At 63.0% G+C, this 15,435-nt stretch carries 18 protein-coding genes; 11 read left to right on the top strand and 7 right to left on the bottom strand.

Annotation, left to right across the window (positions count from 1 at the left end; all coding sequences use genetic code 11):
* Nucleotides 1-60: 60 nt before the first annotated feature.
* From ispH to NKH38_RS04300, 4 genes are read left to right on the top strand one after another with little or no spacing between them, the layout of a single operon-like run.
* On the top strand, nt 61-1,071 hold the full coding sequence (gene ispH, locus NKH38_RS04315; protein ID WP_023731311.1) for a 4-hydroxy-3-methylbut-2-enyl diphosphate reductase: 1,011 nt from the start codon (nt 61-63) through the stop codon (nt 1,069-1,071).
* Between the two features lie 7 nt (nt 1,072-1,078).
* Nucleotides 1,079-2,041 carry a homoserine kinase gene (locus NKH38_RS04310; protein WP_023731310.1) on the top strand — a complete coding sequence of 321 codons (963 nt, stop codon included), beginning with the start codon at nt 1,079-1,081 and terminating at the stop codon, nt 2,039-2,041.
* The gene (rnhA, locus tag NKH38_RS04305) at nt 2,038-2,583 is read left to right on the top strand and encodes a ribonuclease HI (protein ID WP_352760720.1); all 546 of its coding nucleotides are present in this window, start codon (nt 2,038-2,040) and stop codon (nt 2,581-2,583) included. The genes NKH38_RS04310 and rnhA overlap by 4 nt, the downstream gene beginning before the upstream one ends.
* A 29-nt stretch (nt 2,584-2,612) precedes the next feature.
* A complete protein-coding gene (locus tag NKH38_RS04300) occupies nt 2,613-3,236 on the top strand; it encodes a histidine phosphatase family protein (protein ID WP_023731308.1) in 624 nt (207 codons plus the stop codon).
* A 28-nt stretch (nt 3,237-3,264) separates the two neighbouring features.
* Here the strand turns inward: NKH38_RS04300 and NKH38_RS04295 are convergent, their stop codons facing one another.
* The 3 genes from NKH38_RS04295 to NKH38_RS04285 all read right to left on the bottom strand — a co-directional run bounded on the left by NKH38_RS04295 (nt 3,265) and on the right by NKH38_RS04285 (nt 5,232).
* Nucleotides 3,265-3,744 carry a DUF2938 domain-containing protein gene (locus NKH38_RS04295; protein ID WP_023731307.1) on the bottom strand — a complete coding sequence of 160 codons (480 nt, stop codon included), beginning with the start codon at nt 3,742-3,744 and terminating at the stop codon, nt 3,265-3,267.
* Between the two features lie 87 nt (nt 3,745-3,831).
* Nucleotides 3,832-4,314: a peroxiredoxin gene (locus tag NKH38_RS04290; protein ID WP_023698522.1), complete on the bottom strand. Its 483-nt coding sequence runs from the start codon at nt 4,312-4,314 to the stop codon at nt 3,832-3,834.
* A 111-nt stretch (nt 4,315-4,425) separates the two neighbouring features.
* Nucleotides 4,426-5,232 (bottom strand): protein-disulfide reductase DsbD domain-containing protein, encoded by an 807-nt coding sequence (locus NKH38_RS04285; RefSeq protein WP_023706670.1) that lies wholly within the window; start codon nt 5,230-5,232, stop codon nt 4,426-4,428.
* A 215-nt stretch (nt 5,233-5,447) separates the two neighbouring features.
* On the opposite strand from NKH38_RS04285, the gene NKH38_RS04280 reads away from it, so the two are divergent.
* Nucleotides 5,448-6,056, top strand: coding sequence for a YqgE/AlgH family protein (locus tag NKH38_RS04280; RefSeq protein ID WP_023668405.1), 609 nt, complete (start codon nt 5,448-5,450; stop codon nt 6,054-6,056).
* A gap of 195 nt (nt 6,057-6,251) precedes the next feature.
* On the opposite strand, the gene NKH38_RS04275 is transcribed toward NKH38_RS04280, so the two are convergent.
* The 4 genes from NKH38_RS04275 to thrC are packed head-to-tail and all read right to left on the bottom strand — an operon-like array spanning nt 6,252 to nt 12,459.
* Nucleotides 6,252-9,140: an EAL domain-containing protein gene (locus NKH38_RS04275; RefSeq protein ID WP_023706671.1), complete on the bottom strand. Its 2,889-nt coding sequence runs from the start codon at nt 9,138-9,140 to the stop codon at nt 6,252-6,254.
* A 3-nt stretch (nt 9,141-9,143) separates the two neighbouring features.
* Nucleotides 9,144-9,740 carry a GNAT family N-acetyltransferase gene (locus NKH38_RS04270; protein ID WP_023668403.1) on the bottom strand — a complete coding sequence of 199 codons (597 nt, stop codon included), beginning with the start codon at nt 9,738-9,740 and terminating at the stop codon, nt 9,144-9,146.
* Between the two features lie 14 nt (nt 9,741-9,754).
* Entirely contained in the window at nt 9,755-11,047 is a 1,293-nt protein-coding gene (locus NKH38_RS04265) for a M16 family metallopeptidase (protein WP_023668402.1), read from the bottom strand.
* Between the two features lie 14 nt (nt 11,048-11,061).
* Entirely contained in the window at nt 11,062-12,459 is a 1,398-nt protein-coding gene (gene thrC, locus NKH38_RS04260) for a threonine synthase (protein WP_352760715.1), read from the bottom strand.
* A 128-nt stretch (nt 12,460-12,587) separates the two neighbouring features.
* On the opposite strand from thrC, the gene NKH38_RS04255 reads away from it, so the two are divergent.
* From NKH38_RS04255 to NKH38_RS04230, 6 genes are all read left to right on the top strand, one after another.
* Nucleotides 12,588-13,319 carry a hypothetical protein gene (locus tag NKH38_RS04255; protein WP_352760712.1) on the top strand — a complete coding sequence of 244 codons (732 nt, stop codon included), beginning with the start codon at nt 12,588-12,590 and terminating at the stop codon, nt 13,317-13,319.
* A 196-nt stretch (nt 13,320-13,515) separates the two neighbouring features.
* On the top strand, nt 13,516-13,839 hold the full coding sequence (locus tag NKH38_RS04250; RefSeq protein ID WP_352760709.1) for an ArsR/SmtB family transcription factor: 324 nt from the start codon (nt 13,516-13,518) through the stop codon (nt 13,837-13,839).
* Nucleotides 13,836-14,261 carry an SRPBCC family protein gene (locus NKH38_RS04245; RefSeq protein WP_352760706.1) on the top strand — a complete coding sequence of 142 codons (426 nt, stop codon included), beginning with the start codon at nt 13,836-13,838 and terminating at the stop codon, nt 14,259-14,261. The genes NKH38_RS04250 and NKH38_RS04245 overlap by 4 nt, the downstream gene beginning before the upstream one ends.
* Nucleotides 14,262-14,319: 58 nt before the next feature.
* A complete protein-coding gene (locus tag NKH38_RS04240; protein ID WP_023731302.1) occupies nt 14,320-14,712 on the top strand; it encodes a VOC family protein in 393 nt (130 codons plus the stop codon).
* A 26-nt stretch (nt 14,713-14,738) separates the two neighbouring features.
* Complete coding sequence (locus NKH38_RS04235; protein ID WP_023731301.1) at nt 14,739-14,960, top strand: hypothetical protein; 222 nt, start codon at nt 14,739-14,741, stop codon at nt 14,958-14,960.
* Nucleotides 14,961-14,963: 3 nt separating this feature from the next.
* Nucleotides 14,964-15,422: a DUF1801 domain-containing protein gene (locus NKH38_RS04230; protein WP_352760701.1), complete on the top strand. Its 459-nt coding sequence runs from the start codon at nt 14,964-14,966 to the stop codon at nt 15,420-15,422.
* Nucleotides 15,423-15,435: the final 13 nt, after the last annotated feature.

The following is a 15,435-nucleotide window of genomic DNA, read 5'->3' as shown; positions in this document are numbered from 1 at the left end:
TGACAGGGCAGGGGTGCACACCTCATTTCGCGTCACGATACGATCAACCGATCTGGAATCATGCTGCAGACCGCCACAAAACCACCGCTGACGATCCGGCTCTGCCAGCCGCGCGGCTTTTGCGCCGGTGTCGACCGCGCGATCCAGATCGTCGTGCTGGCGTTGAAGAAATACGGCGCGCCGGTCTATGTCCGCCACGAGATCGTGCACAACCGCTATGTCGTCGAGGGCCTGCAAAGCCTTGGCGCGGTTTTCATCGAGGAACTCTCGGAAATCCCGGCCGAGCACCGCAAGTCGCCGGTTGTCTTCTCGGCCCACGGCGTGCCGAAATCGGTGCCGGCCGACGCCAAGGCACGCGAGCTCTTCTATCTCGACGCCACCTGCCCGCTGGTGTCCAAGGTGCACAAGCAGGCGATGCGCCATCAGCGGCTCGGCCGCCATGTGCTTCTGATCGGCCATGCCGGCCATCCCGAAGTGATCGGCACCATGGGCCAACTGGCTGAAGGCGCCGTCACGCTGATCGAGACCGAAGCCGACGCTGGGACCTTTGCCCCCGCCGACCCGGAAGCGCTCGGCTTCGTAAGCCAGACAACGTTGTCGGTCGAAGACACTGCCGGCATATTGCGGGTGCTGCAGGAGCGCTTCCCGCAACTGCATGCACCGGCCGCCGAATCGATCTGCTACGCCACCACCAACCGCCAGGAAGCGGTCAAGGAAACCGCCGCCGGCGCCGATCTCTATCTGATCGTCGGTGCGCCCAATTCCTCCAATTCGCGCCGTCTTGTCGAAGTGGCGGAGCGCGCCGGCGCCACCATGTCGCTTCTCGTACAGCGCGCCGCCGAAATTCCGTGGAATGACGTCACAAACATCTCGACGCTCGGCCTGTCTGCCGGCGCGTCGGCGCCGGAGATCATCGTCGACGAGATCATCGATGCCTTCCGCCAGCGCTTCGAGGTGACCATCGACCTGGCGATCACCGCCACCGAAACGGAGGATTTTCCAGTCATGCGGGTTCTGCGCGATGTCGAACTGACGCGGGCCGACATGGCCTTCGTCAACGGAGCCGCGTGAACAGCCCATGGCGGTCTACACCGACGTCAATGAGGGCGAACTCGGCGCGTTCCTGAGGGCATATCCGGTCGGCGAACTCTTGTCCTACAAGGGGATCGCCGAAGGCACCGAGAATTCGAACTTTTTGCTGCACACCTCAAGCGGCTCTTACATACTGACGCTTTACGAGAAGCGCGTCGACAAGGCCGACCTGCCGTTCTTCCTCGGCCTGATGGGCCATCTCGCCCGCAAAGGCATTTCCTGCCCGTTGCCGGTGACCGCGCATGACGGCACCGTCATCGGCACGCTGGCCGGCCGCCCCGCGGTCATCATCACCTTCCTCGAGGGCCTGTCGCTCCGGCGGCCGACAGCGGCGCATTGCGCGGAGGTCGGCAAGGCGCTCGCCGCCCTGCATCTCGCCGGCCAGGATTTTGCGATGACGCGTGACAACGCGCTCGCCATCGAGGGCTGGCGCAAACTCTGGAATGCCTCGCGCGACCGAGCCGACGAGGTCGAGCCGGGACTGGCGGCCGAGGTCGACGCGGATTTCGCGGATTTCGAACGCCATTGGCCGCCAGGCCTGCCGGCAGGCATCATCCATGCCGATCTGTTTCCCGACAATGTCTTCTTCCTCGGCGAGAAACTGTCCGGCCTCATCGACTTCTATTTCGCCTGCCACGACCTCTACGCCTATGACGTCGCCACCTGTCTCAACGCCTGGTGTTTCGAGAAGGATTTCTCCTTCAACCTGACCAAAGGCACGGCGCTGCTGGCCGGCTATCAGAGCGTGCGGCCTTTGAGCGATGGCGAGAAAGCAGCGCTGCCGATGCTTTCTCGCGGCTCGGCGCTGCGCTTTATGCTGACCCGGCTCTATGACTGGCTGACCGTTCCCGACGGCGGGCTGGTCATGAAGCGCGATCCGACCGAATATATCCGCCGCATGCGCTTCCACCGCGCGATCAAGTCGCCTTCTGAATACGGACTGACATGACCAAGCAGGTTGAAATCTTCACCGACGGCGCCTGCTCGGGCAATCCCGGTCCCGGCGGCTGGGGCGCCATCCTGCGCTTCAACGGCAAGACCAGGGAATTGTCGGGCGGCGAGGCCGAGACGACCAATAACCGTATGGAGCTGCTGGCCGCCATCTCGGCGCTGAATGCGCTGAAGGAGCCGTGCGCCGTCGAGCTTCACACCGACAGCAAATATGTCATGGACGGTATCTCCAAATGGATCCACGGCTGGAAGAAAAACGGCTGGAAGACCGCTGACAGGAAGCCGGTCAAGAACGGTGAACTGTGGCAGGCGCTGGATGAGGCCAATCGGCGCCACAAGGTGACCTGGAACTGGGTCAAGGGCCATGCCGGCCACACCGAGAACGAACGCGCCGACGAACTCGCAAGGGAAGGCATGGCGCCGTTCAAGAAGGGTCCGTTAAAACCTGTGGCGCCGAAGCCTGCGGCGGCGCTGAAGCCGGCGGCATCCGAGAAGCAGCCTGCGGCGCCACGGGCACGGCGCTCGACCCAGAGCTATTGAGCTCAAGCTACCGGCAGGAGACCTCACTCATGCCGATCGTATACTACATCGCCCATCCCCAGGTTCAGATCGATGCCAACGTTCCCGTGCCGCACTGGGGGCTGTCCGAGATCGGACGGGCTCGAGCATCAGCCATGCTCGAGCAGCCATGGGTCGGGTCGATCCGGCGGGTCGTCTCGTCGGCCGAACGCAAGGCGATCGAAACCGCCGAGATTCTTGGCAAACACCTCGGCCTCGCGGTCGAGGTGCGGGAGCGCATGCACGAGAACGATCGGTCGGCAACCGGCTTCCTGCCGCCGCCGGAGTTCGAGGCGGTCGCCGACCAGTTCTTCGCCAACCCGCACAAAAGCATCCGCGGCTGGGAGCGGGCCATCGATGCCCAACAACGCATTGTCAGCGAGGTCGAAACGGTGCTGGGTGCTGCGGATGGCGGCGACATTGCCTTCGTCGGCCATGGCGGCGTAGGAACGCTCTTGCTGCTCTCGCTCAGCGGCCGCGCAATCAGCCGCGAGGCGGATCAGCCGGCCGGCGGTGGTAATTACTTCGCCTATGATGTCGGCACGCGCCGCGTCGTCCACGGCTGGCGGCCGATCGACAGTCTGGCGCCGCGCCAAAGCGGCGTCAGGAAATCATCGATACCCTCGCCGCGATGAAGCCGCTCACGATCAGCAAATAGAATCCTCAGCGGATCAAAAGGGCCGTGCCGTAGAGGCCGAGCGCGAACACCGTGTGCGAGATCACGTTGAAGGCGCGGATCTGCATCGCGTTGGGGCGCTTTGAGGCGGCCCAACCGGCGCCCATGCCGGGCGCCAGCAGGAACCAGCCGGCGCCGATGGTGACCATGCCGAGGATGAAGGCCGGCAGGAAGGTCGGCGCGTCCAGCCATGCCGTGCCCACCAGCGCCACCAGGATGAAGCCGTAGACGATGCCGGTGACATAGTGGAAAGCCCAGCCCAGCGCCTGCTCATGCGCATAGGATGCGGCTTGGGCGATATCGTCGTGGAAAACCTTGCCTTCCCTAAGGTGCCAGACCCAGCGGCCGGGCGGCCCCCAGTTCGGCCGCGGCTGGCTGAGCGCCAGATGCAGGAACAGCGCCCAAAGATCCATCAGCACCGTGGCGCCGATGCCGATCGCAACGCTGCGCCAGATGATGTCAAACATCGTCGATGTCCCCCAAAGCAGGCAATCCGGCTGGAAGCGCGTCGTCGTCAGGCCATGGCGCTCATGAGCCGACGCGGCCGCCGCGGTTTAGAGCTGGCTCAGAATGTGAGCGGCACCCGATGTGTCGACTCCTGGCTTGGTCTCGACATTGAGCGCCGTGACCTTGCCGTTGTCGACGATCATCGAGAAGCGCTTCGAGCGCAATCCCATGCCGCCGCTGGAATAGTCGGAGTCGAGGCCGATCGACCTGGCGAAGTCGCCATTGCCGTCGGCGAGATAGAGGATCTTGCCTTGACCGCCGGTGAAATTGGCCCAGGCGCCCATGACATGGACATCGTTGACGGACACGACGGCGATGGTGTCGACGCCGCGGGCCAGGATGGCATCGTGGTTCTCGAGATAGCCCGGCAGATGATTGTTGCTGCAGGTCGGCGTGAAGGCGCCTGGAACGCCGAACAGCACGACCTTCTTGCCCGCGAAAATCTCGGCCGAGGTGATCACCTTGGCGCCGTCGGCGGTCATTTCCTTGAAGGTCGCATCGGGCAGTTTGTCGCCAACGGCAATCGTCATGATGGTCCTCGTGTGAAAAGCAGGGAAGGTTTCTTGCGATAGCGAAATCGGGCATCTCCCGCAACCGCCGACAAGGCCTGGATCAAGGGAAAGCCCGGATCGGGTTCGGTATCAGGGGAACGGCAGAACGCCCTCGACCGCGCCTTCGGCACTTGTCAGGGTGTAATACAACCCGCCATCGGTCGGTGTCGTCGACGGCCGGTCGAGGATCGGAATGGTAAATACCAGCCGGCCGTCCTTTTCGCTGCGTGCAGGCGCCCCGAACATATAATCGCGTCCCCCGGCGACGAATAAATCCGCCGCCTCCGGATCTCCGGGAAAAGTCGCCTCGACCATCAGCGTCTCATGGTCGCCCGGCAGCACCTTGATCCCGAAATCGGGCTTGGCAGGCGCGGGCAAGGTGGCGAGTGCAGCCTTCACCAGCGCCGCATCCTCGGCATTGTCGGGATCGGCGGCGGGATCGACGCTCAGCCGCGTCTGCACCGGAATACAGATCGTCTCGCAGATGCCAAGAAAGATGTCGGCATCGATGACGGCCGCATCCCCAGGCGACGACAAAGTGAATGTCACCGGCAGCGAGACCGGATGGTTGTAGCCGGCCCATTTGCCGTAGCCGTCGTCATGGCGCTGCGGCGGCGGGAAGGAAAACGCCGCATCGGTGATGTTGGTGCTGGCCGAAACGTCGATCTGCGGCGGCACGCCGGCGTCGCCCGGATCGCGCCAATAAGTTTTCCAGCCGGGCTTGAGCGCGATGTCGAGCACGCCCTGTATGCGACCGGCCTCGTCGGCCTTGCCTGTTGTCACCAGCCGCACCTTGCCGCCTTCGCTGTTGTACCATTCCGACGAGGAGGCGGCGGCGGGCAGGACTGCTCCGCATCCGATAGCAATACCGAGCAGCAGGATTTTCAAGCTTTGCATGGCGTTGATTTGATCGTCAGTTCATGGCCGCGCAATGTTTTCATGGCGCTCTGCGTATCATATTTGCGTGACCTTCGGGCAAGGAACAGTTGGCTTCAAGCAATCGGCCGAGTGAAGTTCGCAGTCAAGATTCCGTTGTTCCAACCGTTGGGCTTTGGCCGAATCGCACGCGGCGCATCTTTTCGGCGTCCCGGAAACGCGTTACGCTCCAGTCCATGGACTTGTTGCGCCACAAAAAGACAGCCGGTGGACGCGGCTTTCTTGACGACCAGTTCCTGATTGCCATGCCCGGCATGAAGGACGATCGCTTCACGCGCTCGGTCATCTACATCTGCGCGCACAGCGATGAAGGCGCCATGGGCCTGATCATCAACCAGACGCAGCAGATGCTGTTTCCCGATCTTCTGGTGCAGCTCGGCATCATGAACGAACAGGAGGCGATCAGGCTGCCTGCGCAGGCCCGCGACTTCGTGGTGCGCAATGGCGGCCCAGTGGACCGCAGCCGCGGCTTCGTCCTTCACTCGGGCGACTACCGGGTGGAATCCTCGCTCACCGTCTCCGACGATATCTGCCTGACCGCGACGGTCGACATATTGCGCGCCATCTCGTCCGGCCGCGGCCCGCGGCGCGCGTTGATGGCGCTCGGCTATTCCGGCTGGGGCGCCGGCCAGCTGGAAACCGAGATCGCCGAGAATGGCTGGCTGACCTGTCCGGCCACGCCGGAGCTGCTGTTCGACGCCGACATCGAGCGGAAGTACGACCGCATCCTGGCATCGATCGGGATTGATCTGGCGCATTTGAGCCTGGCCGCGGGGCACGCCTGAAGCCTCGCCTTCGCCGACGTTCCGCCGAACCTTCGCGACTAGCCGAAGCCGCCCGCCACTTTCGTCATCCTAGGGTCTGCGCCGCGTCGCTGCGCTCTTGCTTCGCCCTAGGATGACGAAGGCGCGGTCGCTTCAGCTAATTTTCGGGGTTCATTCCAATGTAACCACGCGCCTGCACGACGCATGCCTCACCCATCACGCCTGCGTCATCGGGTACTGTTCTTTCAACGCCTTCAGCACCTGGTCGCCTGGCATCGGCGCGCCGAACATGAAGCTTTGCACATATTCGCAGCCCATCTGGCGCAATTCCAGCGCATCGCTTTCGTCGGAAATGCCCTCGGCCACCACCGACAGGCCGAGTTCATGCGCCATGTTGACCATGGATTTGAGCAGCACCGCCCGCTTCGGCGTCGCGTCGTCGACGAAGCTCTTGTCGATCTTGATGGTGTCGAAGGGGAAGCGGGTCAGATAGGCGAGCGAGGAATAGCCGGTGCCGAAATCGTCCAGCGACAGGCCGATGCCGAGCTGCTTGAGCTTGGTCAGCACATGCGAGGTCTGCTCTGGATTGTCCATGACCAGCGATTCGGTAAGTTCGAGCCGGAAGCAGCGCGGCTTCAGATTGGCGCGGGCGATGACCGAGCGGACATCGCTGACCAGGTCGCGGCGGATCAGCTGGCGACTGGACAGATTGACCGACACCGACAGCGGCGTGTCGCCGATCTGCTTTTGCCAACCGGCGAGGTCTTCGGCCGCCTGCTGCATGGCAAACAGCCCAAGCTGCACGATCAGGCCACAGCTTTCGGCGACCGGGATGAAATCGCCCGGCGGGATCATGCCGCGGCGCGGATGGTCCCAACGCAGCAGCGCCTCGAAGCCGGCAATGCTGCCGTCCTCCAGCCGTACGATCGGCTGGTAGGCAAGGGTGAACTCACGCCGCTCGATGGCGCGGCGCAGATCGGATTCGAATTGCAGCCGGTCGGTGCCGACGGTGCGGAAGGCCGGTCGGAACGGCTCGATCCTGTCGCCGCCGAAGCGCTTGGCCTGGTGCATGGCAAGCTCGGCGTCCTTGACCATGTCTTCTGCCGAAGTCTGCGCCGAGGTCCAGGTGATCAGGCCGATCGAGGCAGTCAGCACGATCTCGCGCTTGGCGAAGGTGATCGGGTTGTTGATGGCGTGCTTGATGGCGTCTGCCACCGCCGCGATGCGGGAGGGTTCCTGTTCGGAGAGCAGCATCAGGGCGAACTGGTCACCGGCAAAGCGCGACAGCGAATCCTTAGGTTTCAACAGCCGGTGCAAGCGGCGCGCAATGGTGAGCAGGATGGTGTCGCCGGCCGAGATGCCAAGCCCGTCATTGACCTGCTTGAAACGGTCGATGTCGATGACGAAGACGGTGGGGCGCACCTTCTCTTCGGTGCGCGCGATCGAGATGATGGCTTCCAGCCGGTTCATCAGAAGTTCGCGGTTGGGCAGGCCGGTCAGATTGTCGTGAACGGCATCGTGCAGCAGCCTTTCCTCGGACTTTTTCTGCTCGGTAACGTCGACCATGGTGCCGACGCAGCGAATCACTTCGCCATCCGAGCCGATCACCGGCCGCGCCCGAAGCAAGAACCAGTGGTAGTGCCCGTCGGCGCCGCGCAGGCGGAAATTCTGCGAGACCCGGCCGCGCCGATGTTCGAGCACCACGTCGAGCGTGGTGCGGAACGTGTCGCGGTCGTCGGCATGCAGCACCGGCAGCCAGTTGCGGGCCGCACCCCCCAGGCTGTTGGGAGCGAGGCCAAGCTGGATGCTGACGTCGGGCTTGGTGACGACGCGGTCGCGCAGCACGTCCCAGTCCCACACCGTGTCGCCGGAGCCGGCTACGGCCAGCGCCTGCCGTTCGAGGTCGGAGAACAGGCCCTGATGCAGCGCGCCGCCGGCAAAGGCATGCTGCATGACGGTGAAGCCGATCAAAAGGATGATCAGGATCAGCCCGCCGCCCAATGCCGGCTGGGCGATGTCGTTGTCGAGCATGCCGGTGATCGCCATCCACGACCCGCATAGCCATAGCAGCACCATCACCCAACTGGGCACCAGCATGATCGCACGGTCATAACCACGAAGACCGAGCAGGATGATGAGGCCAAGCCCGGTCAGCGCGGTGGCGGCGAAGGACAGCCGGGCAATACCGGCGGCGACGGCCGGATCGATGATGGCCACACCCGCAATCAGCACCAGGCCGAGGATCCAGACCAGCGCGCCATAGCTGAAATGGCCGTGCCACCGGTTGAGGTTGAGATAGGCGAACAGGAACACCACGAAGGTCGCCGCAAGCGCCACCTCCGTTCCCGCCCGCCACATCTGCTCGTTCCCGGGCGATATCTCTATGATCTTGTTTAGAAAGCCGAAATCGACGCAGATATAGGCAAGTACCGCCCACGCAAGTGCGGCTGTCGCCGGAAACATCGAGGTTCCCTTGACGACGAAAAGGATGGTCAGGAAGAGCGCCAGCAGCCCGGCGATGCCGATGACGATGCCGCGGAACAGCGTATAGGAATTGACCGAGTCCTTGTAGGCTTCCGGCTCCCATAGATAGACCTGCGGCAGCTTCGGCGAGGCGAGTTCGGCGATGAAGGTGATCACCGTTCCCGGGTTCAGCGTCACCCGGAACACGTCGGCGTCGGAGCTTGACTGCCGGTCGAGCGCGAAGCCCTCGCTGGGGGTGATCGCGGCGATGCGGGTGGCGCCGAGATCGGGCCAGAAGATGCCGGAATTCACCAGCCGGAAATGCGGCGCCACGATCAGCCGGTCGAGCTGCTGGTCGGTGGTGTTGGCGAGCGCGAATACCGCCCAGTCGCCGCTCGAGCGCGCGTCATTGGCCTCGACCTCGATGCGCCGCACGATGCCGTCGGGACCGGGCGCGGTCGACACCTGGAAGTTTTCGCCCTGATTGACGTAGATCTGGACGGCGCGCGACAGGTCGAGCGCGACATCGTCGCGGGCAATCTTGATCGGTTCGACGGCGAAGGCCGGGAGCGCCGCGCAAAGCGTGACGACAACCGCCAGAACAAAGGCCAACAGCGACCCGTTTCGCAGGAAATTCGTCAAAAATCAGTCCTTCGTTCCAGCGCCCGGCGGATCGTCCGCGATCCGGGCGTAGAGGTAGTGGTCCTGCCAGATGCCGTTGATCCTGAGGTAGGATCGCAGAAGTCCTTCGCGCCGGAATCCGGCTTTTTCAAGCACGCGGATCGACCGGACATTGTCGGGAATACAGGCAGCTTCGATCCGGTGCAACCTCAGCGTATCGAAGGCGAAGCGGCAGACCACCTTGACCGCGTCGGTCATCAGGCCGCGGCCGCCAAACCGCTCCCCGATCCAGTACCCGACATGGCCGCTTTGCGAGACGCCGTGGCGGATATTGCCGAGCGTAATGCCGCCGGCAAGCTTGCCGCTCGCCTTCTCGAAGATGAAGAAGGCGATGGCTGTCCCCTGCGCATAGTCTTCGCGGTAGCGGCCGATGCGCAGCCGCCAGGCGGTGCGGTCGAGTTCATCGGGCGTCCAGCGCGGCTCCCACGGTTCGAGGAAGGCACGGCTTTCGCCGCGCACCGCTGACCATTCGCGATAGTCGTTGGTGTAGGGCACGCGCAGCATGACCCGGTCGCCTTTCAGTGCCGGCAGGTCACGGCGAAAGAAAGGGAGCGCGAACACCGGCGCTTGAAGGCTTAGACGGCGAGCTTGCGGGCCGTGGTGTGCGTGCCCGCAAGCGAATCGAGAATCGCCTCATAGGGCGCGAGCGTACCCACCGGTCCAACCGCGGTCAGCGTCGGCTTGGTCGAAAACAGCCGGGACGAAAGGTCGGTCAGCCGCTCGACGGTCAGCGCCGACAGCCGTTCCATCAATTCCTCCTTGGCGATCGGCCGACCGAACAGAAGCAGCTGCCTGGCGATCTGCGAGGCGCGGCTGGCCGGGCTTTCAGCCGACATGATCAGGCCGGCGCGATATTGCGCGCGGGCGCGGTCGAGCTCTTCCTGAAGGATATTCTCGCCGGCCTTCTGCAGCTCGTCGATAATGACCGGCACCAGTTCGGCAATGTCGCTCTGCCCGGTCGCGGCATGAACGCCGAAGATGCCGGTATCGGAAAAACCCCAGTGGAAGGCATAGACCGAATAGCACAGGCCACGCTTTTCGCGGACCTCCTGGAACAGCCGGGACGACATGCCGCCGCCGAGGATCATCGACAGCACCTGCGAAGCGTAGAAATCGCGCACATGATAGGCTCGGCCTTCGAAGCCGAGCACGATCTGCGCGTCCATCAGGTCGCGATCCTCGCGGAAATCGCCGCCGACATACTGCGCATATTGCGGCATCGTGCTGTCGGACTTGCTGCGGAAACCGCCGAGCTGCTTTTCGACCTCGCGCACGAAATTGTCGTGCTTAATGTCGCCTGCCGCCACGATCACCATCTTCTCGGCGCCATACTGGCGCTCTATGAAATCATGCAGCTGTTTGGAGGTGAAGGATTTGACGGTTTCCGGCGTGCCGAGGATCGAGCGGCCGATCGTCTGGTGGCGGAAGGCGGTCTCGGTGAAACGGTCGAAGACGATGTCGTCGGGCGTGTCGTGCGCGGCGCCGATCTCCTGCAGGATCACATGCTGCTCGCGCTCCAGTTCCTCTGGGTCGAATTCGGACTCCTGCAGGATATCGGCAAGGATATCCACCGCCAGCGGCACATCGTCGGACAGCACCCTGGCGTAATAGGACGTCGTCTCGACTGATGTGGCGGCATTGATCTCGCCGCCGACATCCTCGATTTCCGAGGCGATCTCGAAGGCCGTCCGCCTTTTCGTACCCTTGAAGGCCATATGCTCGAGCAGATGGGCCATTCCGTGCTCGTCGTCACGCTCATTGCGGGCGCCGGACTTGACCCAGGCGCCAAGGGCAACGGATTCGAGGCTTGGAAGGGTTTCGGTGGCGACTGTCAGGCCGTTCGACAGACGGCTTACCTCAACACCCATATGGCAAGTACTCCCTAACGCGCTGCCCTTGAGTGGCGGCTCACGTAATCTTCCACCATTTTCAGGTCGGATGGAAGTACCGTGTACTTTTCGTCGGCTGACATCAAGGACCCCAGCCATGCGGGCAGGGCCGGCGACACGCCGCAGGCGGCTTCGACCGCGGCCGGGAACTTGGCCGGGTGCGCCGTGCCCAGCACCACCATCGGCACTGCACCGTCAGCCTTGCCGGCGGCGACATGCACGGCCGCGGCCGTGTGCGGATCGAGCAGATAATTGCTGGATTCGAGCGTTGAACGGATGGTGGCGGCAACCTCGTCCATATCAGCGCGTCCGGCGTCGAATTCGGACCGCATCCGGTCGATTTCTGCGGTCTCGATGGTGAAGGCGCCGGATTGCTTGAGGCCGGCCATGTAACGCCGCACCGTCTCTGCGTTACGGTCGCAGGCCTCGAACAGCAGTCGCTCGAAGTTCGACGATACCTGGATGTCCATCGATGGCGACGTCGTCGCAAACACACCCTTGGTGCGGTATTCACCGGTCGCGAAAGTGCGCGCCAATATGTCGTTGTCGTTGGTGGCGACGATCAGCCGCTCGATCGGCAGGCCCATCTTCTTGGCGGCGTAACCGGCGAAAATATCGCCGAAATTGCCGGTCGGCACGGTAAAGGAGACCGGCCTGTCCGGCGCGCCGAGCGAAAGCGCCGAGGAAAAATAATAGACGATCTGGGCCATGATGCGGGCCCAGTTGATCGAATTGACGCCCGACAGCGACACGCGATCACGAAAACCATGATCGTTGAACATATCCTTCAGCAGGCCCTGGCAATCGTCGAAATTGCCTTCGATCGCCAGCGCCTGGACGTTGGCGGCCGTCGATGTCGTCATCTGCCGCTGCTGCACCGGCGAGACGCGGCCATGCGGGAACATCACGAAAATGTCAGTTCGGTCGCGGCCGGCAAAGGCATCGATGGCGGCGCCGCCAGTGTCACCCGAGGTCGCGCCGACGATGGTGGCGCGCTGGCCGCGCTCAGTCAGTACATGGTCCATCAGCCGGGCAAGCAGCTGCATGGCAACGTCCTTGAAGGCCAGCGTCGGACCGTGGAAGAGCTCGAGGATGAACGTGTTGGCGCCGGTCTGCACCAGCGGGCAGACGGCCCGGTGGCGGAAGGTGGCATAGGCTTCTCGCACCAGGCGCTCGAAAACGGGTGCGGCGATCTCGCCGCCGAGGAAGGGCGTCAGCACGCGGATGGCGAGGTCCGCATAGGGCAGGCCGCGCATGGCGCGGATCTCGGCTGCCGAAAACTGCGGCCATGTCTGCGGCACATAAAGCCCGCCGTCGCGGGCCAGCCCCGCCAGCACCGCATCGGCAAATCCAAGCACGGGCGCATCCCCGCGGGTACTCACATAGCGCATCGTCAAAGGTCCATTGCTGCCGCCGGTTTCATCCACGGCAATTGGTTAATTTTCCGAGCCGCCTCAGTCGCATTTTTGCCGTGGCGTTGCTATACGTCACCAACTTTGCGAGAGGGAAGTGCAGTTTCATGGCGTTTCATAAGTTCAACCGTCGCTTTGTCGCGGGTCTGGCGCTAACCGGCTTTATGCTTGCCGCCGCCGGTTGCCAATCGAGCGACAATGGCATCCTCAATCTCGGTTTCGGCAAGAAGACCGACCCGAATGCGCCAATACCGCCTCAGGATCCCAAGGTTCTCGCCAGCCAGTTGCAGGCCTACTGCCCGAAAGTGACGGTGCGTGACGGCACCGCATACTTCAATACCTACGCCAAGGGCGCGCCGCAGCCGAAAAAGAAAAAGGCTGATGCAACACAGGATGCCGAGGCCGCTGCCGCCGCGCAGACGGCGCCTGACGGCTCCATCGTCGATCCGAACAAGGATCCGGCCAAGATCATCTACCAGGCCTCGATCAGCGATGTGAGCCGCGATTGCAGCCGTGCCAACGGCCAGTTGACGATGAAGGTTGGGGTTGCCGGCAAGATCGTGCCGGGACCGCTGTTCGCCCCCGGCACCATCACCATGCCGATCCGCATTGCCGTCATGCACGGCCCCGACGTACTTTATTCGCAGATCCACCCCTATCAGATCCAGGTCAGCGATCCCTCGACCGCCACCCAGTTCGTGTTCACCGATCCCAACGTCGTCGTGCCCGAACCCTCCGCCCGGGATTACACTGTCTATGCCGGCTATGACGACATCGCGCCGGCGGCGGCAGACAAGAAGTCCGGCAAGAAAAAGAAGCGCGCTCCCGCGACGAACTAAGCTCCTGGGCGCCGTCGCTGCTGCGACGGTGCCGGTTAACTCTTTGAAAGATCCAAACGATCCGATCGTAATCCTGCAGGTGTGCGCCTGCGGGCAGGTCGCGTCTGCGCTTTAATCTCGATCCATTCCAGCGCACTTGACTCATTCATATCTCGGCGGTTATACGTCGATCAATAGCTCGCAGGTTATCGATCCTATGCCAGACGCCCACGATACTTTGTTCAGAACGCTTGCCGACCCGACCCGGCGGTCCATCTTCGAGCGCCTTTGCCGCCAGGGTGAGCAGACCGTGGGGGCCCTGACGGCGGAGTCCGGGGTTTCGCAACCGGCGGTGTCGAAGCATCTCGGCGTCCTGAAGCTGGCCGGGCTGGTGCGTGATCGCCACGCCGGACGCCAGACCCACTACAGCGCCCAGCCCGCGGCACTTGGTCCGCTGACCGACTGGACAGTTCAAATGACAGGATTCTGGGAGAGCCGCTTCGATGACCTCGAGAACCTGCTGAAAAGGATGGACCAGTGAGCAATCCCGAACTGCGCACGGTCGTCGTCGAACGTGAAATATCCTGGCCGGCGGAGAAGATCTGGCGCGCGTTGACGCAGCCGCATCTGATGGAGGATTGGCTCATGAAGAACGATTTCAAGCCTGTCGTCGGCCACAGCTTCAATCTTCGCGGCGACTGGGGCGGCGTGCTCGATTGCGAGGTCCTCGCCGTCGAGCAAGGCAGGACGCTGTCCTACAGCTGGGATTTTGCGCATGAGGATGCCGCCTACAATCTGAAGAGCGTGGTGACGTTCACGCTCACGCCCACCAGCACGGGGACCCATCTGCGCGTCGAGCAGTCGGGTTTCCATCCGAGCCAGAAGCAGGCCTATGGCGGCGCCAGGGCCGGGTGGCAGCAATTCCTCACCAAGCTGGAGCAGCTTCTGGCGAAGCCGGATTGAAGCCTGCCGGACCACGCCCTGACCGCGGGGGCAACCGAATGCAAAAAGGAGGAAATCGATGAAGATCAAGCTGACCAGCGTCTATGTGGACAACCAGGACAACGCACTGCGCTTCTACACCGACGTGCTGGGCTTTGCCGTGAAGGCCGACTTCAGCAAAGGGCCTTTTCGTTGGCTGACCGTCATCTCACCCGATGAGCCCGAGGGAACCGAGCTACAACTGGCGCTCAACGAAAGTCCGGCCGCCAAGGCCTACCAGCAGGCCATCTTCAAGCAGGGGCAGCCCGCGCTCATGCTGTTCACCGACGACGTCAAGGGTGATTACGAGCGCATCAAGGGACGCGGCGGTGCGTTCGCCACGGCGCCGACAGAAGTGACCGGCTCGACCATCGCCCAGCTCAACGACAGCTGCGGCAATCTCATCCAGATCACCCAACTGGCGCGTTGGTAGGCGCTGGTTTCAACAGGAGGGTTGCAATGAACTTGAGCAAATGGATACGTCAAACCCATCGTTGGCTGTCGATCATCTTCACGCTGACCGTGGCAGCCAATTTCATCACCATGGCGTTCGGGCAACCTCCGGCCTGGGTGGTCTATTCGCCGCTGCTGCCGCTATTCCTGCTGCTGTTCAGTGGCCTCTATATGTTCGTGCTGCCTTACGTCGCGAGATCGCGTGGCGAGCAGGGCACGCAAGGGTAGGACATGGCCAAGGCGCTGGGAAAATCGAAGGTCGCAAAACCGGCCCCAGACAAGCCGGAAAAGCCGGTCCTGCTTTCGGGCGGCAACCCGCAGATCCCGAAGGCCTGTGGGGACGCTCCGGTGCAGGCGTATATTGCTGCCATGCCGGGCTGGAAAAGCGATGTCGGGCGCCGGATCGACGCACTTATCGTCAGCGCCGTCCCCGGCGTCTGCAAGGCGGTGAAGTGGAACTCACCGTTCTATGGCATCGAGGGCGAGGGTTGGTTCCTCAGCCTGCATTGCTTCACCAGATACGTCAAAGTCGCCTTCCTTCGCGGCACGTCGCTCGATCCTGTGCCTCCCGGCGGTTCCAGGCAAAAGGAAGTGCGCTATCTCGACATCCATGAAGGCGAAGAGATCGACGAAGCCCGCTTCGCCTCCTGGGTGAAGCAGGCCAGCCGATTGCCCGGCGATAAGATGTGAACGGAGGCAGACC

The sequence above is a fragment of the Mesorhizobium sp. M1078 genome (assembly GCF_040318615.1).
In the GTDB taxonomy this organism is placed as follows: Bacteria; Pseudomonadota; Alphaproteobacteria; order Rhizobiales; family Rhizobiaceae; genus Mesorhizobium.
The sequence above is the reverse complement of the archived record's forward strand: the minus strand, read 5'-3'. Positions and strand labels throughout refer to the sequence as shown.